The 22,460-nt window shown below is 34.7% G+C and carries 25 protein-coding genes; 19 read left to right on the top strand and 6 right to left on the bottom strand.

Annotation, left to right across the window (positions count from 1 at the left end; translation table 11 throughout):
- Nucleotides 1-10: 10 nt before the first annotated feature.
- Nucleotides 11-1,108 carry a M24 family metallopeptidase gene (locus TY11_RS11925; RefSeq protein ID WP_042146385.1) on the bottom strand — a complete coding sequence of 366 codons (1,098 nt, stop codon included), beginning with the start codon at nucleotides 1,106-1,108 and terminating at the stop codon, nucleotides 11-13.
- A gap of 140 nt (nucleotides 1,109-1,248) precedes the next feature.
- Between TY11_RS11925 and TY11_RS11920 the strand changes: the two genes are divergently transcribed.
- The 3 genes from TY11_RS11920 to TY11_RS11910 all read left to right on the top strand — a co-directional run bounded on the left by TY11_RS11920 (nucleotide 1,249) and on the right by TY11_RS11910 (nucleotide 2,959).
- The gene (locus TY11_RS11920) at nucleotides 1,249-1,914 is read left to right on the top strand and encodes a PspA/IM30 family protein (protein WP_042146384.1); all 666 of its coding nucleotides are present in this window, start codon (nucleotides 1,249-1,251) and stop codon (nucleotides 1,912-1,914) included.
- Nucleotides 1,915-2,030: 116 nt separating this feature from the next.
- Complete coding sequence (locus TY11_RS11915; RefSeq protein WP_042146556.1) at nucleotides 2,031-2,711, top strand: metal-dependent hydrolase; 681 nt, start codon at nucleotides 2,031-2,033, stop codon at nucleotides 2,709-2,711.
- 41 nt (nucleotides 2,712-2,752) lie between these two features.
- Nucleotides 2,753-2,959, top strand: coding sequence for a hypothetical protein (locus TY11_RS11910; protein WP_042146383.1), 207 nt, complete (start codon nucleotides 2,753-2,755; stop codon nucleotides 2,957-2,959).
- Between the two features lie 66 nt (nucleotides 2,960-3,025).
- Here TY11_RS11910 and TY11_RS11905 read toward each other — a convergent pair whose 3' ends face one another.
- A complete protein-coding gene (locus TY11_RS11905; protein ID WP_042146382.1) occupies nucleotides 3,026-3,838 on the bottom strand; it encodes a PulJ/GspJ family protein in 813 nt (270 codons plus the stop codon).
- A gap of 61 nt (nucleotides 3,839-3,899) precedes the next feature.
- Between TY11_RS11905 and TY11_RS11900 the strand changes: the two genes are divergently transcribed.
- The 12 genes from TY11_RS11900 (at nucleotide 3,900) to TY11_RS11845 (ending at nucleotide 13,852) form a co-directional block, all read left to right on the top strand.
- Nucleotides 3,900-4,337: a prepilin-type N-terminal cleavage/methylation domain-containing protein gene (locus TY11_RS11900; RefSeq protein WP_042146381.1), complete on the top strand. Its 438-nt coding sequence runs from the start codon at nucleotides 3,900-3,902 to the stop codon at nucleotides 4,335-4,337.
- On the top strand, nucleotides 4,330-4,746 hold the full coding sequence (locus TY11_RS11895) for a hypothetical protein (RefSeq protein WP_042146379.1): 417 nt from the start codon (nucleotides 4,330-4,332) through the stop codon (nucleotides 4,744-4,746). The genes TY11_RS11900 and TY11_RS11895 overlap by 8 nt, the downstream gene beginning before the upstream one ends.
- Nucleotide 4,747: 1 nt before the next feature.
- Complete coding sequence (locus TY11_RS11890) at nucleotides 4,748-6,373, top strand: GspE/PulE family protein (protein WP_042146377.1); 1,626 nt, start codon at nucleotides 4,748-4,750, stop codon at nucleotides 6,371-6,373.
- Nucleotides 6,374-6,385: 12 nt separating this feature from the next.
- Nucleotides 6,386-7,426: a type IV pilus twitching motility protein PilT gene (locus TY11_RS11885; RefSeq protein WP_042146376.1), complete on the top strand. Its 1,041-nt coding sequence runs from the start codon at nucleotides 6,386-6,388 to the stop codon at nucleotides 7,424-7,426.
- A 1-nt stretch (nucleotide 7,427) separates the two neighbouring features.
- On the top strand, nucleotides 7,428-8,627 hold the full coding sequence (locus TY11_RS11880; RefSeq protein WP_042146375.1) for a type II secretion system F family protein: 1,200 nt from the start codon (nucleotides 7,428-7,430) through the stop codon (nucleotides 8,625-8,627).
- 160 nt (nucleotides 8,628-8,787) lie between these two features.
- Nucleotides 8,788-9,144 (top strand): competence type IV pilus major pilin ComGC, encoded by a 357-nt coding sequence (locus tag TY11_RS11875; RefSeq protein WP_042146373.1) that lies wholly within the window; start codon nucleotides 8,788-8,790, stop codon nucleotides 9,142-9,144.
- A gap of 130 nt (nucleotides 9,145-9,274) precedes the next feature.
- On the top strand, nucleotides 9,275-10,012 hold the full coding sequence (locus TY11_RS11870) for a prepilin peptidase (RefSeq protein ID WP_042146554.1): 738 nt from the start codon (nucleotides 9,275-9,277) through the stop codon (nucleotides 10,010-10,012).
- 12 nt (nucleotides 10,013-10,024) lie between these two features.
- Nucleotides 10,025-10,939 (top strand): type IV pilus biogenesis protein PilM, encoded by a 915-nt coding sequence (gene pilM / locus TY11_RS11865; RefSeq protein ID WP_042146371.1) that lies wholly within the window; start codon nucleotides 10,025-10,027, stop codon nucleotides 10,937-10,939.
- 11 nt (nucleotides 10,940-10,950) lie between these two features.
- Nucleotides 10,951-11,493 (top strand): hypothetical protein, encoded by a 543-nt coding sequence (locus TY11_RS11860; protein ID WP_042146369.1) that lies wholly within the window; start codon nucleotides 10,951-10,953, stop codon nucleotides 11,491-11,493.
- A complete protein-coding gene (locus tag TY11_RS11855) occupies nucleotides 11,486-12,016 on the top strand; it encodes a hypothetical protein (protein WP_042146366.1) in 531 nt (176 codons plus the stop codon). The genes TY11_RS11860 and TY11_RS11855 overlap by 8 nt, the downstream gene beginning before the upstream one ends.
- Before the next feature lie 223 nt (nucleotides 12,017-12,239).
- Nucleotides 12,240-12,464 carry a hypothetical protein gene (locus TY11_RS11850; RefSeq protein ID WP_042146364.1) on the top strand — a complete coding sequence of 75 codons (225 nt, stop codon included), beginning with the start codon at nucleotides 12,240-12,242 and terminating at the stop codon, nucleotides 12,462-12,464.
- Between the two features lie 80 nt (nucleotides 12,465-12,544).
- Nucleotides 12,545-13,852 (top strand): DRTGG domain-containing protein, encoded by a 1,308-nt coding sequence (locus tag TY11_RS11845; RefSeq protein WP_042146362.1) that lies wholly within the window; start codon nucleotides 12,545-12,547, stop codon nucleotides 13,850-13,852.
- A gap of 222 nt (nucleotides 13,853-14,074) precedes the next feature.
- Here TY11_RS11845 and TY11_RS11840 read toward each other — a convergent pair whose 3' ends face one another.
- Complete coding sequence (locus TY11_RS11840; RefSeq protein ID WP_042146551.1) at nucleotides 14,075-14,371, bottom strand: YtpI family protein; 297 nt, start codon at nucleotides 14,369-14,371, stop codon at nucleotides 14,075-14,077.
- A 121-nt stretch (nucleotides 14,372-14,492) separates the two neighbouring features.
- Here TY11_RS11840 and TY11_RS11835 point away from each other — a divergent pair, with 121 nt between their 5' ends.
- Nucleotides 14,493-15,431: a DHH family phosphoesterase gene (locus TY11_RS11835; protein WP_042146360.1), complete on the top strand. Its 939-nt coding sequence runs from the start codon at nucleotides 14,493-14,495 to the stop codon at nucleotides 15,429-15,431.
- A 153-nt stretch (nucleotides 15,432-15,584) separates the two neighbouring features.
- Here the strand turns inward: TY11_RS11835 and TY11_RS11830 are convergent, their stop codons facing one another.
- The 3 genes from TY11_RS11830 to ytrH all read right to left on the bottom strand — a co-directional run bounded on the left by TY11_RS11830 (nucleotide 15,585) and on the right by ytrH (nucleotide 16,863).
- On the bottom strand, nucleotides 15,585-15,782 hold the full coding sequence (locus tag TY11_RS11830; protein ID WP_042146358.1) for a YtzJ family protein: 198 nt from the start codon (nucleotides 15,780-15,782) through the stop codon (nucleotides 15,585-15,587).
- A 245-nt stretch (nucleotides 15,783-16,027) separates the two neighbouring features.
- Nucleotides 16,028-16,531, bottom strand: a complete 504-nt coding sequence (gene ytrI / locus TY11_RS11825; protein WP_042146356.1) for a sporulation membrane protein YtrI — start codon at nucleotides 16,529-16,531, stop codon at nucleotides 16,028-16,030.
- Nucleotides 16,531-16,863 carry a sporulation membrane protein YtrH gene (gene ytrH / locus TY11_RS11820; protein WP_042146353.1) on the bottom strand — a complete coding sequence of 111 codons (333 nt, stop codon included), beginning with the start codon at nucleotides 16,861-16,863 and terminating at the stop codon, nucleotides 16,531-16,533. Before ytrH ends, ytrI begins: the two co-directional genes overlap by 1 nt.
- 131 nt (nucleotides 16,864-16,994) lie before the next feature.
- Here ytrH and dnaE point away from each other — a divergent pair, with 131 nt between their 5' ends.
- The 3 genes from dnaE to TY11_RS11805 all read left to right on the top strand — a co-directional run bounded on the left by dnaE (nucleotide 16,995) and on the right by TY11_RS11805 (nucleotide 22,332).
- Nucleotides 16,995-20,348, top strand: a complete 3,354-nt coding sequence (gene dnaE, locus TY11_RS11815) for a DNA polymerase III subunit alpha (protein WP_042146351.1) — start codon at nucleotides 16,995-16,997, stop codon at nucleotides 20,346-20,348.
- A 120-nt stretch (nucleotides 20,349-20,468) separates the two neighbouring features.
- On the top strand, nucleotides 20,469-21,671 hold the full coding sequence (ystJ, locus tag TY11_RS11810) for an NADP-dependent malic enzyme (RefSeq protein ID WP_081755911.1): 1,203 nt from the start codon (nucleotides 20,469-20,471) through the stop codon (nucleotides 21,669-21,671).
- A gap of 55 nt (nucleotides 21,672-21,726) precedes the next feature.
- Nucleotides 21,727-22,332 carry a FadR/GntR family transcriptional regulator gene (locus TY11_RS11805; protein ID WP_042146549.1) on the top strand — a complete coding sequence of 202 codons (606 nt, stop codon included), beginning with the start codon at nucleotides 21,727-21,729 and terminating at the stop codon, nucleotides 22,330-22,332.
- Nucleotides 22,333-22,460 lie beyond the last annotated feature (128 nt).

The raw sequence follows: 22,460 nt of genomic DNA, 5'->3' as shown, positions 1-22,460 counted from the left end.
CCCTTATAAACTATTCTACAATTTGTAGTTCTTTTGGAAACTTGGTTAATATTTCTGCGCCGTTTTCTGTGACGAAAATCATATCTTCAATCCGAACTCCGGCTGTTTTTGGTACATAGATACCAGGTTCAATGGTATAGCACATCCCTTTTTCTAAAGGAGTTGTATTATTCCCATGGAGTGAAGGATATTCATGTGTTTCAATGCCCAACCCATGACCAATACGGTGATTAAAGTATTTTCCATATCCATTTGCTTCAATATGATCACGTGCGGCTTGATCAATATTGCCAACTGCAGTACCAAGTTGTGATGCTTCAATAGCTTTTAGTTGACCATCTAGAACGGTTTGATAAATTTTCATTTGTTCATCGTTAACTGATTTAAAGGCAACTGTTCTTGTAATGTCTGAACAATATCCTTCATAAATAACTCCAAGATCGAAAAGCACCATATCGCCAGGCTGTAATTTAGCTGAACCTGGTGTTCCGTGTGGAGAGGCAGCTTTCTGTCCAAATAATACCATGGTAGAGAAGGACATGGCTTGTACACCTTGTTTTTTTAGTTCATATTCAATCTCAGCAATTACTTCAAGTTCAGTAATGCCTTCTTTTAGAGCGTTCACTCCAGTTTGAACACCGAAATCAGCAAGCTCAGCAGCTTTTTTTAGTAATTCATATTCCTGTTGATTTTTAATGACTCGAAGGGATGCTAAAAGTTCTTGTGACTGCTTAACTTCCGTATCAGGTAGAATTCCTTTTACACTATTATAGCGGCTTAATGTAAGATAATCTTCCTCTACACCGAGTGTCTCAGGTATTTTTCCAGACTTATTCAGAAATGCTAGAAATAATTCCCAAGGATCCTCGTGATCATGATAATCAATCATGGAATAATTCCAACCAGCAGCTTTTGCATCTTCTGCTTCCATCGCTGGTAAAATTAAGATTGGATCATGTTGTGTTGTAACGTAAACAGCAACCACTCTCTCGTGTGGGTCAGTATAATAGTTACTTAAATAATAGACATTAGCTGGAGAAGTAACCAATATGCTATCTAGTTCTTTTGTGTTTAGTTCGTTTAATAATGCTTCAATTCTTGTAGACATATATATCACCTCATTTATTATCCATTATAAACTTTTTAAAAAATATTGTACAACTAGATAAATATTTGAAACCATTTTAGTTTATCATCGTATTAAAGATAAACGTGTTATAAAATTTAAATAATTGGAGGGTACTTAGTATGTTTAAATTTTTCAAGCGAATGAAGACAATTGTAAGTTCAGAATTAAATACAATGCTAGATAAAGCGGAAGATCCAGTTAAAATGCTGGACCAATTCCTGCGTGATATGGGAGAAGATATACGCGAGGCTGAAGCCGCAGTTGCGAAACAAATTGCCAATGAGAAGATTCTGAAGCGTAAAGCAGAAGATGCGCAGGCTATGGTGGATAAAAGACAGGCCCAAGCTGAAAAGGCAGTGGTAGCAGGTGAAGATGAGTTAGCGAAACGCGCATTACAAGAAAAGAAAGAATATGAAAACCAAGCTACATTATTACAACAGTCATATGAGCAAGCTAAAAACGATTCACAAATATTGAAAAGTAAGCTTGATGAAATGAAGAGTGAATACCAAGAAATGAATCTGAAGAAGGATTCATTAAAAGCACGTGCAGAGTCTGCACAAACACGTACGAAGATTAACCGTAGCATGTCATCAATCGGTGGCGATGAATCAAGACGTGGTTTTGAACGAATGGAAGAAAAAGTACTTCGATTTGAAGCGGAAGCAGAAACAAGTGAAGATTTATCCACCGAAAGCCGTACGTTAGATGATGAGTTTAGAAAGTTAGATTCTAATGTGGATGAGGAGCTAGAAGCTTTAAAGAAGGCAATGGGGAAAGAGTAAACTAAGATGAAAAGACAGCATTTTAAATGAATGCTGCCTTTTTTTATGTTTATGAAAGGAATATTCGTGTAAATATAGAATCTATAATAGTAGACCAATTGGAAAGGATGATTTTAATGAAAGTATCATATCACGGACATTCAGTCGTATTAGTTGTAACAGGAGACCATACTATATTAATTGATCCGTTTATCAATGGGAATGGATTATGTGATTTAAAAGCGGATATGGTAAAAGCAGACTACATACTGTTAACTCATGGTCATAATGATCATGTAGGGGATACAGTGGAAATAGCGAAACGAAATAATGCTGTAGTCATCGCTCCAAATGAGCTTTCTGATTATATGGTGACTAAAGGTGTCAAGTCGCACGGAATGCATATAGGTGGCTCTCGTGAGTTTGAGTTTGGAAGGGTGAAGTTTACCCAAGCATTCCATGGTTCTGCTTTTACGGAAGAGGATGGAACAATGGTCTATACCGGAATGCCATCAGGAATACTATTAACTGTTGAAGGAAAAACCATTTATCACTTAGGTGACACTGCATTATTTTCAGATTTAAAGATGTATGGGGAAATGAATGATATTGACCTTGCATTTATACCAATTGGGGATAACTTTACCATGGGTCCTGAAGATGCATTAGTTGCAGCTGAGTGGGTTAAAGCAAAAACAGTAGTACCAATTCACTATAATACCTTCCCAGTAATTGAACAAGATCCCGTAGAATTTGTTCAGAAATTGCTTTCAGGGCAAGGGAAGGTTATGCATCCCGGTGATGAATTGGAATTGTAGGATGAAGTCACGTGGCAATAAATCATCAAAGGAGTGAATGAATGGATTTTCTTAGTTGGCATGATTTTATTCAACCAACAAATCCGATTGCTTCGATATTTTTTGGGTTAATATTTGCGATTATTGTGACATTGGCAGCTTGGTTTGAGACAAGGGAGAAGAAGACAGCTGTTGTGTTTTTTGCTATAGGGATTATTGTTGTGATTGTTGGAGTTGTAGTTTTAAATATCTTCGGGTATTACAAATGACACCATAAAGTTAAAAAGCCGCTACTTTAAGCGGCTTTCTTTGAGTAATTAATTACTCAAATACTATTAATCCCAAAAAAGCTCAATTTCACATGATTTTATGTTATTGATATCTTCAACTTTACAAACTTTCCCTTCCACTTCAATTTTGGCATTAGGCTTATAATATTCTTGAGATTGAATATAAAGATTTCCCTTTATAATAATTCTTACATGGTTACCTAAAGTGAAATTATTACCGAAAACATACATATTCTCATTTACAGTAATAGTATTATGATTAAAAACCTCCAATCCCCCAAAAAAGGCAGCGTTTTTCAAAAAGTGAAATTCCCCGTCACATAGTGCTCTATTTTGATTTCCGTTTGTAGAAATATTAACGTAACTATTAAATTTTGTGTTTTCCTCAAAAATACAACCTGAAATATCATCTTCTTCAGTAAATTCATTAGGTGGTTTATTACCACTCAATAATTCCATACTATACGATAATGTTTTTTTTTCAAAAGCAGTTTTAAATTCTTTCTGATTACCGTTAAGTAATGCAGTCAGTGTAAAAGACAATGTGTCCTGTGCAGGATCTACTTCTATACAATTTTCACTTGGAGTTCCATTTGTAATATCGACAAACGTAAATTGAATATCAGCTTTTGTAATGCAAAGCAAATCCTTACCATCATCATATTGATTACGTAATTCATTTAAAGCTACATTGACTTCTTGATTCAGTGAATTATTATTACTGACAGTTTCTTTGTTGCCTATTAATTGGGTTAATGCTGAGCTAGAAAGTACTATTACAACTGCTAATAATCCAATAGCAGCGAGTAATTCTATTAATGTTACCCCTTTTTCATTAGAAAGATGAGATTTATTCATATATACACTTCCTCTAGGAATGATATAATAGGTATAAATACATACAAAGGATTGAACTCTATTGTATTCCAAAATAGATCGTCATTCATATAATGGTTTTACTCTTATTGAAATTATAGCATCAATTACGATTGTAAGCATTGTGATTATAATATTAATACCAATATTTTCGCAAATTCTTAATTGGTCAGAACGATCAGAAGCGAATTTGACTACTAGTAATTTGGTGGGTCAAATTACCTATGAGTTAAAAAATAAAACTAATGATTGGAAAGAATTTATAGAAGGAAAAACGGTTAACACTTGTGGACATTCAGTTCTTTTTGCGGATGACTATAAAACTTACACTTTAAATAACGAAACATATGAAGCAAAACTGTCTATTTGTCAGGAAGAAGAGGTAGATTTATATCGTGTAAATATCAAACTTTATGACTTAAGTAGACTAGTAACTCAATCTTTTACATATCTGCCAGTAGAAGGTGAAACGAATGAATAATAGAAAAGAGGATGGGGTGGCGCTAGTATTTACGTTAATGATAGTGACCTTAGTTCTATTATTTATATTAGTAATATCAAACCAAATATTAAATACTAATAAGCAGATTACGAAAATGGAAAAGCAAATTATCTCTGAACAAATAGCTCAAATGGGGGTAGATTTTTATCGTGCAGCTATTAAAAAGAATCTACCTAAAGAATTTAACAAAGATGAATTGAAATTACCTAATATGCAATTAGATGAAGTTGTATTAGATAATGAAAATAATTTTGCGTTTTTGATTAAGAATCCCACTTTAGATGAAACAGAAATGGTGATTAGATTTACAAGTGTAGGTAAAGCTTATGATGAAGTAAGTGAAATTGAATCATCTATTATCATTAATATAGTAGAAAGTGGTGAATAATTTGTCTTTTCGTAAACGGTTAGGAGATCTTCTTCAAGAAGCTGGGCTGGTGACCAGTGAGCAGATTAACGAAACACTTGAACATAAGCGAAGTAATCAAAAACTAGGTGATGCATTATTAGAACGTGGTTACATTACAGAGCGACAGTTGATAGAGGTATTAGAATTTCAATTAGGCATCCCTCACGTTTCCTTATATCAATACCCGATTGATGAAAGGGTACTTGGATTTGTTTCAAAGGAAATTGCTCAAGAACGACATATAATCCCACTTAGAATGCAAGATAATGAACTGTTGCTTGCTATGAACGATCCCATGGACTATTTTGTAATTGATGATTTAGAAATATCAACAGGATTAGGTATATCCCCAGTTATTGCGACAAAGGACGACATCTTATTTGCCATAAATAAGTACTACTTTAAAAGTGATGAAGGAATAGACCCAGGAGTATTTGAGGATGATGATGAATCCCCTGTAATCAATATACTAGATCAAATATTGGCAACGGGTGTTCAGCTTAAGGCAAGTGATATTCATTTAGACCCACAAGAAGCAAAGGTACATATACGATATCGAATTGATGGACAGTTACGTTCAGAAAAAATTGTTCCAAAACAATTACAAAACTCTTTAATAGCTAGGATTAAAATATTAGCAAATTTAAATATTACTCAGACTCGTTTACCACAAGATGGACGGATTAAAACGACTGTTGGTGTAACACCTGTGGATTTACGAATATCAAGTTTACCAACAGTAAACGGTGAAAAAGTTGTTATTCGTATTTTAGATTTAAATAATGCATTGATGCAGTTAGGTGAACTTAACTTTTCAGAACAAAACAAGAAAAAATATAAACAATTAATTACTCAACCTTCAGGATTAGTTTTATTAACTGGTCCAACAGGTTCAGGAAAAACATCTACACTCTACGCTTCCATCAACCATTTAAATAAAGAGAGTGTTAATATCGTAACGATTGAAGATCCTGTAGAATTCCAAATGGAAGGCGTAAATCAGGTTCAAGTAAACAGTTCGGTTGGATTATCGTTTGCAGAGGGACTAAGATCTATTTTAAGACAAGATCCTAACGTTATAATGGTTGGTGAGATTCGTGATCAGGAGACTGCAGAGATTGCAATTCGAGCTTCATTGACAGGGCATTTAGTATTAAGTACGCTTCACACGAATAGTGCTTTGGATACCATTCCACGTCTAATTGATATGGGTATTGAGCCGTACCTAGTTGTATCGTCTTTAAATGGAGTAATAGCACAACGACTAGTACGTAAAATATGTCGAGACTGCACAACAAAAAGACAACCTACTGAAATGGAAAAAGAAATTTTCATAAAAAATAATATGGATGTTGAAAGTGTGTATTATGGTAGAGGTTGTAGTAGCTGTCATCAACGAGGATACCGAGGTAGAATTACAGTCCACGAGGTTTTAGTTATGGATGAACAAATTAAAAGTATGTTATTAAATCATCGTTCAATAGCAGATATTCGTTCTTATGCAAAAAATGAAGGAATGGAATTTTTAATTCATGATGGACTGAATAAAGTAAAGTCCGGCCAAACAACAATCGAAGAAATTATGCAGGTTTCAATAAGTGTTTAAGGTGGAATAAAGATGCAGGAAATATTTAATCAATGGTTAAAAGATGCTTTCTACCAAGATGCATCAGACGTACATTTAACGATTGGAAAAGCCCCTATTTTTCGAGTTAATGGAAATTTGATTGAACAAGGTATGCCAAAATTAAATCCAGGTGAGACGAAAAAAATTGTACAATCTATTATCCCAGAAGACTTATGTGTAAAATTAGAAAAAAACCGGGAGTTAGATTTTTCTTATGGCATTAATGGTATCTCAAGATTTCGTATTAACACTTTCTTTCAGCGTGGGGAACTATCATTGGCAATACGTATCGTTCCCACTAGAATTCCATCAATTGAGGAACTGTATTTACCACAGATTGCAAAACAAATTGTAAACGAGCAGCAAGGTTTAGTGCTCGTTACTGGACCAACAGGAAGTGGAAAGAGTACAACCTTAGCTTCGATGATTGATTATATGAATCAGACGATGCAGAGGCATATTATAACATTGGAAGATCCGATTGAGTATATGCACTCACATAAGAAATCTGTTGTTGATCAACGTGAAGTGGGTTTTGATACTAATAGTTTTGTCAATGGATTACGAGCTAGTTTACGTCAGGATCCTGATGTTATTTTGGTAGGGGAGATGCGTGATTTAGAAACAATCTCTACTGCCGTAACTGCTGCGGAAACCGGACACTTAGTACTAGGGACGTTGCACACGACTGATGCTGTTTCAACAATTGAACGAATAATCGATGTTTTTCCAGCAGAGCAACAAACTCAAATACGAATCCAACTTTCATCTATACTTAAAGCGGTAATTTCACAGCGCTTATTGATTACAAAGGATGGGACAGGCCGGAGAGTAGCTACGGAAGTATTAATGAATACTTCTGCGGTCAAAAATTTGATTCGCAATGAAAAGCTTCATCAAGTTCAAAATGTATTGCAAACGTCAAGAGAACAAGGTATGCATACATTAGAAATGGATTTAAAACGATTAATGCAAGAAGATATTATTTCATTTGAAGCGGCAGCTCCTTTTATGCAGGAAAGGGGTTACTAAAATGAACTTTCAGTACGTTGCAAAAAGATTATCAGGTGAAAAGGTCAAAGGAAAGATAGATGCCGAATCTAAGAAAGAAGCTTTACTAGAATTAGAAAAAAGTGGATTAATTGTTATTAACGTAGATGAAACAAAGCCATGGAATAAAGATATTATTCTAAATAAGAAGATTAAAAATGAAGATTTTGTTATATTTTTAAGGCAGTATGCAACCTTAATACACGCCGGTGTTTCCATATCAGATGCTACAAAAACGATGAGTAAGCAGACCAATAATTATGCATTAAGGAATGCGTTAGAAGATATTGATAAGCATCTTGATCAAGGACAAGCTCTTTCAGCGGCTGCAGAACGCCATCCTAAAGTTTTCCCGACATTACTTGTAAATATGATTAATGCAGGTGAAGTAGCTGGTAAACTAGATGATATTTTAAATGAGATGGCTGACTACTATGAAAAAGAGCACAGAAACAAGCAAAAATTAGTTTCAGCTTTAATGTATCCTGCAGTTGTTGGTGTTGTAACGTTCTTTTTATCTGTATTTTTATTAGTGTTTATTGTTCCGCGGTTTGTTGGTATGTTTAATTCTTTTGGAGAAGACATACCAGCTTATACAAAATTCATTCTTAATCTAAGCGAATTTGTCGGTAGTTTTTGGTGGGTACTAGTAGTGTTTGCAATTTTGTGTTTTATTCTTTATAAGTACTTTTTACAATACGATAAATTTGCCTTTCGCATTGATTACTTGAAAATTAAGTTTCCGTTTATTGGGGTTCTTGTGCATAAAGGGGCTCTAGTCAGAATGACCCAAACGTTAAGTACTTTGGTTAATAGTGCTGTACCTATTTTACAATCAGTCGAAATAACGGAGAAAATTGTTGGTAATCGTGTAATTCAAGGAGTATTAGTGAAATCTAGAAAAACGTTGGAGAAGGGCGAATCCATGACTAAGCCAATGAAAGATAGTTGGGCATTCCCTCCACTGGTTATTCAAATGATACAAATTGGTGAGAAGACTGGTACATTAGACCAAATGCTGCAAAAGGCTGCTCAGTTCTATGAAGAAGAACTGGAACAACTATCTAATCGGATTAAAACTTTAATAGAACCATTGATGATTATTATACTTACAGTTATTGTCGGAAGTATAATTACAGCAGTAGTTATCCCGATGTTCTCTCTATTTGAAAACATTCAATAAAAATGTAGATATTAGTCAAATAGTGGCTTATAATAATTATGTAGTACTTATGTAATGGATAATAATAACTACTGGTAATTGTTGTTGCTTAATCAATAATTACTAATACAACAATGGCTAGACATAAATATACTTTTAATAGGTAGAGGGTGGGAATTAAATGTTGAAAAAGCTTTGGAAGAAAGTAAAAAGAGAAAAAGGGTTTACATTAGTTGAACTTTTGGCTGTAATTGCTATTTTGGGGATTATTGTGGCGATTGCTGTTCCTGTTATCGGGAATGTTATTGGAAGTTCTGAGACTAAGGCCCACGAAGCTAATGTGGAGTTAATAGAAAATGCAGCAAAACTTGCAGCTATCTCTGAAAGCAAAACTACAGTTACGTATACTATTGAAGACCTTGTAACAAACGGGTTTTTAGAAAATAAACCTGAAGAAGTTGGATCAAACACATATGATTCAACAGATGAAGTAGTAGTAACAAATTCCATAGCGGTTTATACTAAATACAGCAACTAGAAGGTTCAATATAATAATTTTTAGCAGTATAATAATTAGTTTTTATAGACGCCCATGCATCATATAGTGCTGGGCGTTTTCCAGATATAATATTTAAATAGATTTTTTAAGGAGAAATAATAAGTTGTTAATGATATTTTTATTATTAGGTTTAATCTTAGGTTCTTTCTTCAACGTAGTAGGGATTCGTGTACCAAATAACCAAACCTTCACCAACGACCGTTCCTACTGCCCACACTGTAAACACACATTATCCTGGTACGAACTCATTCCAGTTTTTTCATACATACTCCAACGTGGAAAGTGTAGAAACTGTAAAACCAAAATTTCTATCATATATCCTGTCTTCGAATTAGCAACAGGATATTTATTTGCGTTAAGTTATGTGCATTATGGATTAACAATAGAATTAATTACTTCACTGCTACTAGTATCCATGTTAGTTATTATAACTGTATCGGATATAAAGTATATGCTAATCCCAAATAAGATACTCTTATTTTTTCTCCCGTTTTTTATCATCATGCGAGTCATACAGCCGCATGACCCATGGTGGTCGCCAATTGTTGGTGCGATAATTGGTTTTGGAATTATTGCTATTATTATATTTGTTAGTCGTGGTGGCATGGGGGCTGGGGATATGAAATTATTTGCTGTCTTAGGAATAGTCTTAGGAACGAAAAATGTACTGTTAGCGTTTTTTCTATCTTGTTTAATAGGATCAGTTGTTGGTATAGTATTGTTGGCTACTAAGATAATAAATCGTAAGCAACCAGTTCCATTCGGTCCCTATATTGTGATTGCTACTTTAATAACATATTTTTATGGGGAGAATTTAATAAACTGGTATGTAAATCTGTTAATATAAGCGGGTGAAATAATGGCTTTATTGAATAATGGTAGAATTAATATGGCGATTACAAATCGATTTCTACGGTATTCCTATCATAAAAGCCCTTCCATTGATAGTCTTGTCACCCATGGTGAAATAGAACTACCAGAGGGTGTTATGGAAGATGGGATTATTGCAAATGTTCCTGTATTTGAAGAAGTGATAAATAAGCTGGTTAAAGAAAACAAATGGAGAGGGAAGAAGTTATTTTTTTGTATGCCTGACGATACTGTCGTTATCAGGAAACTACAAATACCTGTTTCTTTAACCAAGGAAGAATCGATCGGATATATTAAAACACAAATAGGAAATAGCTTTTATCTTCCTTTTACTAATCCTGCCATTGCAGTGGAAAATTTAGATGCAGATGAGAAGGAGAGAAATGTACTTTTATATGCCTATCCTAATGATAAAATTTTAGCTTTTAAAAATGCTTTTGAGGATAAGGGACTTAAGCCAGTTGTTGCTGATTTAACTTCTTTGTCCGTCTACCGCTATTATTACCAGCAAAAGCAGGTGGATAAAGAGAATATTTTACTAATCCATTGGAATCAGGATGCTTTATTCTTAACGGCTTTTAAAGAACATAAAGCAGTCTTTACGAGGCATATGAAGTTATCATATTCAGATGAAAAAGTTGAAGACACAAAAGAAAATATAAATCGATTGATAAATGAACATTTGATAGAAATTAATCGGATTATCGATTTCTATCAATACTCCATTACAAAAGGTCAATCTAGTATTAATTTATTACTCTTATCTGGCGATTTCCCATACCTTACTGATGTAAGAAAGATGTTATCAGATAATGTGCAGATTCCGTTACATCAATTTAGTGAAGAAAAGCTACCCGTCAAATACCTGGATATAGTAGGCTTGGCTATTAAGAATGAAGTGTAAGGGGGAAATGTATGAACACCGAAATTAATTTTCTCGAGAAAAAATCTAATAAATATATTATTTCTCTTATACTTGGGCTAGTTTTTTTATTACTATCTTCAGTTGTTGTTGGTGTAATACTTTTTCAACAACATAGATATGAAACGGCTATCAATAGCACTAATGATAGAATTAATCAATATGAAATACTAATGCAAGAACAAAGTGCTAAAAAAGGAAATGTGAAACAACTTCAACAGCTCAGTGAGGAAGTTGGATCCATTAAAGAAGAATTAATTCCTAATGTTGCCCTTTATAAAGAGATTCTGGGGGAATTAGATAATTTTAATCAAATGATAAGCTATGATTTTAACGGGGAAAATCAGTTTGTCATTGTGGCTATATTTGATGACCTGGATTCTATAGCCCACTATGTAAGATCTATAATGGAACTTGGTTATATATTAGATGGAGAGTTATCTAATGTAATAAATACTGAAGGAGCTTACGAGGCTACCTTAACGTTTATAGTAGACACTAAAATAATGCGAGAGGAGCTTGTTGACAATGACTAAGTGGACAAGAATCTCAACCTTTATTTTACTCGGAATTATTTTACTAAACGTTGCTCTTTATGGTATTGGTTATTTATTATTAATTAAACCTTTGCAGGAAGAACGCAATTCTGTACAACAGCAATTAGATTTGTTTGAATCTCACTTTGAATCTTCAAGTAATTCGCCGGATGAAAGTGATATGAAAGAATTCTCGAACCTAATGTTAGAGGTTCCTAATAAGAAAGTACCTGATCATGTATTATTAAATTTGCAAGAATTAGCATCTGCTACAGATGTGGTGATTACGTATATAGCTTCTAATGGCAGCGAATCTGTTGAGGATACGGAAGATAATAATCTTGTTCATACTTCTGGATACGCAATTGACGTAACCGCTAATAATTTGGGAGATGCCAATACATTTATAGATTCCATACTTGATTTGGATTTGTTAATCGTAATTGATAGTATGTTTATTGATAAGAATGATGACTCTGTAGAACTGAATTTAATGATTACAACCTTTTATGCAAATTATTAAGCTATAAGAAATATCCTTTCTAAATTAAAATATAATTTCCAGAGGACAGCTCTTTTGAAGCTGTCCTTTCTTACTAGAATTTGGTAAGTTCTGTTTGCCCAAACTCAATCATAAATATAATATTAGAAAACTTGGCGTTCACTCAGTATTTGTGTGTATGCCTTAGTTGTACTTATGCAGAAGGGGAAGATTATCTTTTCTGCCAAAAAGGAGGGAATTGTCCATGAGACACTACGCTTTTTTAAGGTTACTACTAGCAGCATTTTTTCTATACTTCGCCTGGCCACTAGTACCACAAGCTACTTCACAATTAGAAATGTTATTCTGGGGAGTTTGGTTAGCATTTTTTGTATTAGTCTTTGGAGCAAACTTTGCTACTTTACTAAAGATGTCAGAGCCGCCTGTAATGGAACAGGAGTATGCTAATATGAGGCAAACAGATGGTTAAACATTGAGTCTGAAGCCATTCATCTGTATAATATAGTTACTAAAGTTGACTAGTACAGTTGGAAGTTGGTGAATAAAGTAGTGGCTACAAAACATGAACAGATTATTCAACATATTATTTCTTTGTCTGTCGGGAGTAAAATATCGGTTAGACAAATTGCAAAAGATTTAAATGTAAGTGATGGTACTGCTTACCGTGCTATAAAAGAGGCAGAGAATATTGGTTTGGTTAGTACAATTGAAAGAGTTGGAACCATTCGAATAGAACGAAAGAAGAAAGAGAATTTTGAGAGATTAACGTTTGCTGAGGTAATCAATATTGTTGATGGACAAGTACTTGGCGGACGCGAAGGGCTTCATAAGACACTTAACAAATTTGTAATTGGTGCGATGCAATTAGATGCGATGATGCGTTACACGGAGGCAGGATCATTACTAATTGTTGGAAACCGAATTAAAGCACATGAATTGGCGCTAAATGAAGGTGCTGCTGTTTTAATAACAGGCGGATTTGATACTGAAGATTATATTAAGAAACTTGCCGATGAAAAGCAGCTTCCGATAATTTCAACAAGCTACGATACATTCACTGTAGCTGCAATGATTAACCGCGCAATTTATGACCAACTAATAAAGAAGGAAATTGTACTGGTTGGTGACATTTGTACAACTGTTGAAAATGCCCATTACATGCAAATAGGAGAACAAGTAAGGGATTGGTATGAAATTAATGAAAAATCTACTCATTCTAGATTTCCTGTTTTGGATGGGAAAAAACGTGTAGTTGGAATGGTGACATCAAAGGATATCATCGGAAAAGAGAAGGATTTTCCAATTGAAAAAGCTATGACAAAAAATCCAATAGTAGTGCAATCTAAGACTTCTTTGGCAACTGTAGGACATATGATGGTATGGGAAGGGATCGAAGTGGTGCCTGTCGTTGATGAATCATCCGTTCTGAAAGGAATCGTATCAAGACAGGATGTTCTAAAAGCATTACAACAAATACAACGTCAACCACAAATAGGTGAAACAATAGATGATATTGTAAAAAATAATGTGGAATCCATTGAGGACGAAAAAACTATCTATCGTGCTAAAGTAATTCCTCAAATGACAAACCAGTTAGGTACCTTATCTCCTGGAGTATTTACATCACTAGTTACTGAGGCTAGCAGTCGTTTATTACTCCGGTTGAAAAAAGGAGACCTAGTAGTAGAGAACATTACCGTTTACTTCATCAAACCGGTACCAATCGATGCCAACCTAACAATCAAACCAACCATCATCGAAACCGGTCGTATCTATGCTAAAATAGACGTAGAAATGTACAATGAAAAAAAACTAGTAGGAAAAGCACTACTAATGGCTCAAATAATCGATAGATAAAACATAGTGGTTTATTATTACGATAAAATAGAGTTTTAATTATTGGCATTATTCTCTGAGTGGCCTGTATACACGTAGACTGTAGCGGGAGGATAAGCAAAGGTGAGACCCCGCGATGGTTTATTTGAGCAGATGTCGCCCCTGTGCTCTGGAGTAAAAGTGAAGTGTATACGGGTCACGGATTAGGCCAGAAAGCCCAAATTAAAAAAAGCTGACTAAAATCTAGTCAGCAGGATTTAATCTTTTCCATTCATTACGATAATGCTTCGTTTCTTTGAAGCCCCGAACAAGCTGCATAGCACCAAGAAAAACAAAGAGAATACCAATAAATAAAGAAATTCTAGTCTGATAGAATACATATTGGTTTATTCCAAATGCAAATAAAAATAAACCAAGACAAATCCTAGATTTTGCATTAAAATAACTTTGAGTTAACCCATCCTTTGTCTTAAGGATTGAAACCTTATAATAAATATACATAACAGCGGATATGACAATAACAATTGGAAAAATAACCATAAAATCCATATAATCTACTCCTAATCAATACTAAAAGTTGTCCAACACATATTCTAACATTTTATATACAACCTTAGCCAGTTATTATGTGATAATATATTGAACAGTAAGGAGAACAGCAATGTCTATAAAAGCAATTCAACAAGCCATAAAAGAATATAACACGATTATTATCCATCGACATGTTCGACCAGACCCGGATGCGTTAGGCTCTCAAGCTGGATTACGAGAGTTAATTAAAGCATCGTATCCAGAAAAACAAGTGTATGTAGTTGGAGAAGACGATCCATCACTAACCTTTCTAGTTAAAATGGAGAAAATTGATGATTCTGTTTATCAAAACGCTCTAGTCATTATCTGTGATACAGCAAATACTGCAAGAATTGCGGATGAAAGATATTCTCTTGGCGATAAAATTATTAAAATAGATCATCATCCAAACGTTGATCCATACGGAGACATCAGATGGGTAGACCCAACCGCTAGCTCAACAAGTGAAATGATCTATGCGTTTTATTTACAGGCAGAAGGATTAACCATGAATGACGCTGCAGCTAGATTACTTTATGGCGGAATTGTAGGGGATACTGGAAGATTTTTATTTCCAAGTACTACAAATAAAACATTACAATATGCAGCTGAATTAGTTACATATGACTTTGACCGAACAAAATTATATGATGGTATTTATAATGTCAAAGATAATATTGCTAGAATGCGCGGATACATTCTCCAAAACTTTACACTTGATAATGGACTAAGTGTTATCAAATTAAAAAGAGATATTCTGGATGAGTATAATATTAGTCCGTTAGAAACTGGACAGCTAGTTGGTACTTTAGGAGAAGTTGAAGGAATTTTAGCATGGGTATTCTTTATCGAAGAAGAAGACCAAATCCGTGTACGGTTACGGTCAAAAGGTCCAGTAATTAACGGAGTAGCTGCAAAATACAATGGTGGCGGACATCCACTAGCATCAGGAGCATCCATCTATTCCTGGGAAGAGGCTGACGACGTTGTAGAGGATTTAAAAGAAACGGTCTTGCAATATAAGTTATAGTATTACTTTCTAATTAAAAGGAAAGAACAATTAGATTTTAGCTATGAGCAACCCACATACAAGGAAATCGGAGTGTATATAGATTACTTGTTAGTTTATCAACAACAAACCAAACAAAAAAGGTGCTGATTTCCTTTTAGAAATCAGCATCTTTTAACTACTCTTACTAGCCTTCACAGGAATAAACCAACAACCAGTAGGGGTTTCATCGTAAAACACATTAAGTCCATACCGTTCTATATCTCTCTTAATCAAACGGATAACCTCTTTTGATTCCGCATATGCAGTACGACCATTCATTAATTGCTCAATCTTCCGGTCCCGAATACTTCTTTCATTCATAATTAACATAAGATCTTCCCCTTTCCCAAATTATACTAGAACAAATAACACTTTATTTATTAAGGTACATCTGTTTTTGTTTTCAATATGAATGTCTATTCATCTATACTTATTTTACTTGAAAAAATTTCAAATTAATACCTCCAAAAGTACTGTTTCATTAAATGTTCACATTATCTAAAAGCCAATGTAAAAACCCTTCCCTCATAAACATATGAAAAAGGGAAGGATAGGGTGTTTGTATACGTATGAATTTAATTTGAAAGTTTAGCGTTAACGACAATTCTGACCGTAGGAGAAATAATTAACCGTTCTATTTCAAAATAATACGTGAAATCATCTACTTTAAACGTCTTATTCTCAATAGAAGAGAACAGGAGAGAATCACTATCAGCGATGGACTCGATATTTCTTCCAATAATATCGTCAATTTCTTCTTTGACTAAGCCTTCTAATTGGTGAAGTAGCAACTTATCGATTTTTAAATCCTTTGCATTTAGAATTACTAAGTCAATTTCCTCGATTGTTATTTTTTGCTTGGATTTTTCATTTAAGTCCTCTTTGTCCTTCTCTAATGCAAGGATTTTATTTTCGGCATCATTCAACTTTTCTTGAATTTTACTGTTTTCTTCTAATAATCTCTCATACATCGTTCCATACATAAATAACACAACCCAATATGAAATAAGTCCACCAAAGAAAATACCAACTAAGAATCGTTGCCATCCAGGTTTTCGGTAGTATCTAGGGATATGCATTACGTAAATTCCTCCTGGATGAGCCACTCTAGAATAATCATACCGACTTTTGCTCCTCCCATTGCGGATAAAATGAGAAGGCCTTGTTTCAGAACTTCAATAAATGGACCTTCGAGAAACCCTTTTTGTAAGTTTTCAATCGCATCAAATGTACCTCCTATTGCAGCAACAATAGCCCAGATACCAAGCTTTTTGGCAATTCGGAGCACCTCTGTTAAGGGCGCATCACCAGTAGCAAAAGCACCGATACTGCCAATTAACGATCCACCAAGAATTACACCTAAGGCAATAAAAAAACAATGTATAAATTGTGCAAAAAATCGTTCCTCCATTATAACTTCTCCTTAATTGATAGTTGTGTTCCCTTCATTCTATGAAGAATAAGGACAAGTTATGTTTGTTGATATACAGATAGCCTCTAATTTGGCTATAATAGAATAAGAGAAAGAAGAGGCGGGATAGTATGTCGTTTACTCATTTACAAGTTAAAACTGGTTATAGTTTCTTTAATAGCACGATTACCATTGAGAAGTTGGTCAAACAGGCTAAGCAGTTAAACTTTGATGGGCTGAGTATTACAGATGAGAATGTGTTACACGGTGTTATTCCATTTTACAAGGCCTGTAAGGAGAATGGTATCAAACCCATTATTGGAATGACAGTTAGCCTATTAGACGATGAGGAAAATATAGAGGATATTATTTTACTTGCTAAAGATACTAGCGGTTACAAAAATTTAATTAAGTTAAGTACGGATATTCAACGAAATCAGGAAAAGCGTATGGCAAAAGATAAGATAGTAAACTATATCGGTAATCTGGTTGTCATTCTACCTGCACATAAAAGTAGGGTGCACGATTTAATACAACATTCCACCCATAACCATCTAGAAGATTATCTAGCATTTTGGAAAACTCATGTAAATCATAATGACTTCTATTTGGGTATTAGTGATTTTGGTTCAGAACAGGACAAACTGATAAATAAAGGGATACGCTCCTATCATGATATACACCAAACACAGGTTGTTGCAATCAATGATGTTTCATATCTCCAGGAGAAGGATATGTATGCTTTTGATTGTTTACAAGCAATGAAACAAGGAAAAAATTGGTCCGTTCAACAGGCAAGCATGAAAAAGAAGCATCATCATTTACGTTCAGCCTATGAAATGGAACAATTATTTTATGATTGGCCAGAAGTAATTCAAGAAACAAGAAACATTCAACAAAAATGTACTGTTAATTTTGATTTTGATGCAAGAATGCTTCCGACATATCCGGCCCCCGATGGAACACAAGCACATGATTACTTGGAAAAAGTTTGTTGGACAAGCATTCATAAACGTTATCCAACCATAACAGAAAAGATAAAATCAAGACTTGAGTATGAACTAAACATTATTAAATCGATGGGTTTTAGTGATTACTTTCTAATTGTTTGGGATTTTATCAAATATGCGAAGGAACAAAGCATAATGGTTGGGCCAGGACGTGGTTCTTCAGCAGGATCGATTGTAGCCTACACCCTAGGGATAACAGATGTAGATCCAATTAAATATAATCTATTGTTTGAACGTTTCTTGAATCCAGAGCGAGTTACCATGCCTGATATTGATATTGACTTTTCTGATATCAGAAGGGACGAAGTAATTGCTTATGTTCGGGATAAATATGGTCCTGAGCATGTTGCGCAAATTATTACCTTTGGTACATTTGCACCCCGTTCCTTAATTAGGGAGCTAGGGAAAACCATGGGTATAAACCAACAAGATATTTATTTTATTTTAAAACAAATTCCAAGCCAAACTCCTGGTACATTGGCAAGCATTTTAAAAGCATCTCCAGAACTTACGAATTACGTACAGCAATCAGAGAGTTTAAAAGGGCTATTTAAAATTGCAACTGTCTTAGAAGGTATTCCAAGACATGTTTCCACACATGCTGCAGGTGTCGTGATTAGTGAACAAGCCCTTGTGGAGCATGTTCCACTTACTATCGGGGCAACCAGTACAGCTTTAACACAGTATCCAATGACAGATTTAGAGTCATTAGGTTTACTCAAAATGGACTTCTTAGGGTTACGTAACTTGACGCTTATCGAACGAATTGTGGATTCCATTCGTTTAAAGGATGCGAAGAACTTTCAATTAGAAGAAATCCCTGAACATGATGGCGTAACTTTTGAATTATTAAAAAGAGGAAAAACGAATGGTGTTTTCCAATTGGAATCAGATGGAATGAAACAAGTATTGGAACAATTAAAGCCAAGTACATTTGATGACATTGTTGCGGTAAATGCCTTATACAGACCAGGTCCTATGGACTTTATTCCAACTTATATTGAACGAAAGCATGGTAGAAAAAAAGTAACATACCCACATCCAGACCTAGAACCTATTCTGAATAAAACGTATGGAGTATTAATATATCAAGAACAAATTATGGAAATTGCCCATCGAATTGCAGGGTTCTCATTAGGGGAAGCCGATGTTCTAAGGCGTGCCGTCAGCAAAAAGAAACAAGACATCATGGACCAACAAAAAGAAGCATTTATCCGAGGCTGCGTGGAAAATGGTTATGATCGAGAAGTGGGAGAAGAGATTTTTGCATGGATTGTAAAGTTTTCTAATTATGGATTCCCCAAAAGTCATGCAGTTGCTTATAGTAAAATATCTTATCAACTCGCCTATTTAAAGGCTCATTTTCCGAAACATTTTTATTCGGAGTTGTTAACTTCAATCGGTAATCAGCACGATAAAATTCACACGTATATAAAAGAAATGAAAGACTTAAATATCAAAATTGGTTCTCCATCGATAAATAAAAGTTATGGCCGATTTACAGTAGAAAAAGAATGTATTCGAATGGGATTACAATCCATTAAAGGGGTTGGAAATCAAGCAGTTCAAGAGATTATCCAAGCTCGTAAACAGGGACCATTTAAAAACCTATTTGACTTTTGTCTACGTATCACACCAAAAATCGTGAATAGAGCAACAATGGAATCCTTAATATTAACTGGAGCATTTGATGAAACATACGAAAATAGAGCGAGTCTTTTAGCTTCCATCGACCAGGCAATTGAATCTGGTGAATTATTCAGAGAATTTACCGATCAGCCAAGTTTATTTCAGGATCAATTCGATTTAGAACCTAACTATGTAGATATAGAAGATTTTACCAAAATAAAAAAACTTTCGGATGAAAAAGAGTTAATAGGCATCTACATATCCAGTCATCCACTCCTTCAATTTCGAAATCAGCTAAGGGAGAATGGTTATATTTCCTTATTTCATACTGAAAGTATAGAAGCTAGTAGAAGCTATAAAAGTGCAGTAATTGTCCAAGAAATTAAAACGATTCGTACTAAACGAGGTGAGCCAATGGCTTTTCTAACCATAAGTGATGAAACTGAAGATATGGATGCTGTAGTATTTCCGGAACTTTATCGCAAGGAGAGCCGTTATATTGAAGAAGAAAAGTTAATTTTTATTACTGGGAAAATTGAAACACGAAATGGTAAGAAACAATGGTTGCTATCGACTATTGAACCTTTTGATGAAAATAAATTGGATAAAGAAGTAAATCAGAGATTGTTTATCAAGACTACAGAGCAAACTAGTAAGGACGCTTTACCTGTAATCCTGAAAATAGCAAAAGCTAACCCAGGATCAACCCCTGTCATTGTATATCATGCAGAACAAAAAAAATCCTATCAGTTAGCAAAAGATTATTTTATCCATGTTAACAAAGAAACAATGAACTCTTTAACAAATTACTTTGGAAAATCAAACGTAGTTTATGAAAGGTCGTAATAAAAACGAAACTTTACAGAGTTCAACATTTTGTTATAATGTAATAGTTAAGTGGTCAGACCACTTTGACTCGCAAAAAGGAGCGAAATAGAAGTGAATTTAAAAGATGAAGCATTGCATATGCACAAACAAAATAAGGGGAAACTGGAAACCGTATCAAAGGTGCAGGTAACAAATGCAAAAGAATTAAGTCTTGCATATTCCCCTGGTGTTGCTGAGCCATGTAAGGTAATCCATGATCGGAAAGAAACTGTTTATGATTATACGATGAAAGGCAATATGGTTGCCGTTGTAAGCGATGGTTCCGCGGTTCTAGGCTTAGGTAATATTGGTCCAGAAGCTGCATTACCAGTTATGGAGGGAAAGTCTGTACTATTTAAGACTTTTGCCGGAGTTGATTCTTTCCCAATTTGCTTGGATACTCATGATGTGGACGAAATCGTAAAAACCGTAAAACTGATGGAACCTACTTTTGGTGGGGTTAACTTAGAAGATATCGCAGCTCCTAACTGCTTTATTATCGAAGAACGATTAAAAAAGGAAACGAATATTCCTATTTTTCATGATGATCAACATGGTACGGCAATAGTTACAGTTGCTGGTTTAATCAACGCCTTAAAACTGGTTGGAAAATCTTTCTCGGAAATTAAAGTAGTTTCCAATGGTGCAGGTGCGGCGGGTATTGCGATTGTTAAATTGCTTTATCATTTTGGTGTGCGAAACCTTATTATGTGTGATTCCAGAGGTGCAATCTTTGAAGGGCGTTCTTACGGGATGAATGATGTCAAAGATTCCGTTGCCAAAATTACAAACCGTGATAAAAAAGAGGGCTCATTGGAAGAAGTGCTTGACGGTGCTGATGTTTTCATTGGCGTATCCGTAGGTGGAGCTCTAACACAAGATATGGTTAGAAAAATGAATGCCGATCCGATTATTTTTGCAATGGCCAATCCAGATCCGGAAATTCTACCAGAAGATGCAAAGGAAGCAGGAGCAAAAGTGATAGGTACAGGACGCTCTGATTTTCCTAACCAAGTTAATAATGTACTCGCGTTTCCGGGGATTTTCCGTGGTGCTCTAGACGTACGTGCAACACGGATAAACGAGAAGATGAAGGTTGCTGCAGCAGAAGCAATTGCGTCATTGATAGCAGAGGAAGACCTGAATGAAGACTATGTGATCCCTGCTCCATTTGATCCAAGAGTTGCCCCATTAGTCGCTTCAGAAGTGGCAAAAGCAGCAATGGAATCAGGAGTGGCACGCATGCAAGTAGACCCTGAAGAAATTAAAGAAAAGACCAGTAAACTTGCAAAAATTAAATAATACTTTTCCTTCCTAGGAAGGGGTTTTTCTTAAAGGAGTGAAACATGGGGTGTCCATGTCACCAAAACAAAAGGTATATCAAGGGGTTTTACAAGAAATTCGCAAGTTTATAGAGGTAAATGATTTGAAACCTGGTGATAAACTTCCATCTGAAAGAGAATTATCGGATAAGTTAGGTGCAGGAAGATCTTCTATTCGGGAAGCACTCAGAGCAATGGAGTTAATAGGAATTATCGAGACTAGACATGGAGGAGGTACATTTTTAAGTAAGTACCGCCCTTACCATACTGTTGAGCTTTTATCTACATTTATTCTTAGCCAAACTACTAAGGATGAACTACTTATTGTCAAGGAACTCTTAGAAAAAGAAGCAGCCAAACTTATCTTTCAACAGCTAGATCATGTGAAACTAGAACAGTTAAAAACTATAATGAATGATTCCTCTTTAACGATGAAGGAACAGCATTATTCCTTTTTTAAATATATAGTAGAGTTGACAGACAACCAATTTTTAGCACGTATTTGGGGATTAATTAACGAGTATTCGAAAAGTTTTACAGGTCACTATTCAAGAGAATTTTATATGAAATTAATTAAACTCTATAAAACCCAAAACTATCCATCAATTGAAGGTCTTTTTAACGAAGAAAAAACGTATTAGGTTTTGTAATTATATACTATTATTTTTTTCTATTTCTTCGACTATTAATGACAACTTTTTTGGATAGACTTCTGTATAGTTAAATAATCAGGTTAAAAATATGGTGTTTAGACGGAGTGGAAATCTGT

It is taken from the genome of Paucisalibacillus algeriensis, assembly GCF_000577245.1.
Classification (GTDB): Bacteria; Bacillota; Bacilli; order Bacillales; family Amphibacillaceae; genus Ornithinibacillus.
The sequence above is the reverse complement of the archived record's forward strand: the minus strand, read 5'-3'. Positions and strand labels throughout refer to the sequence as shown.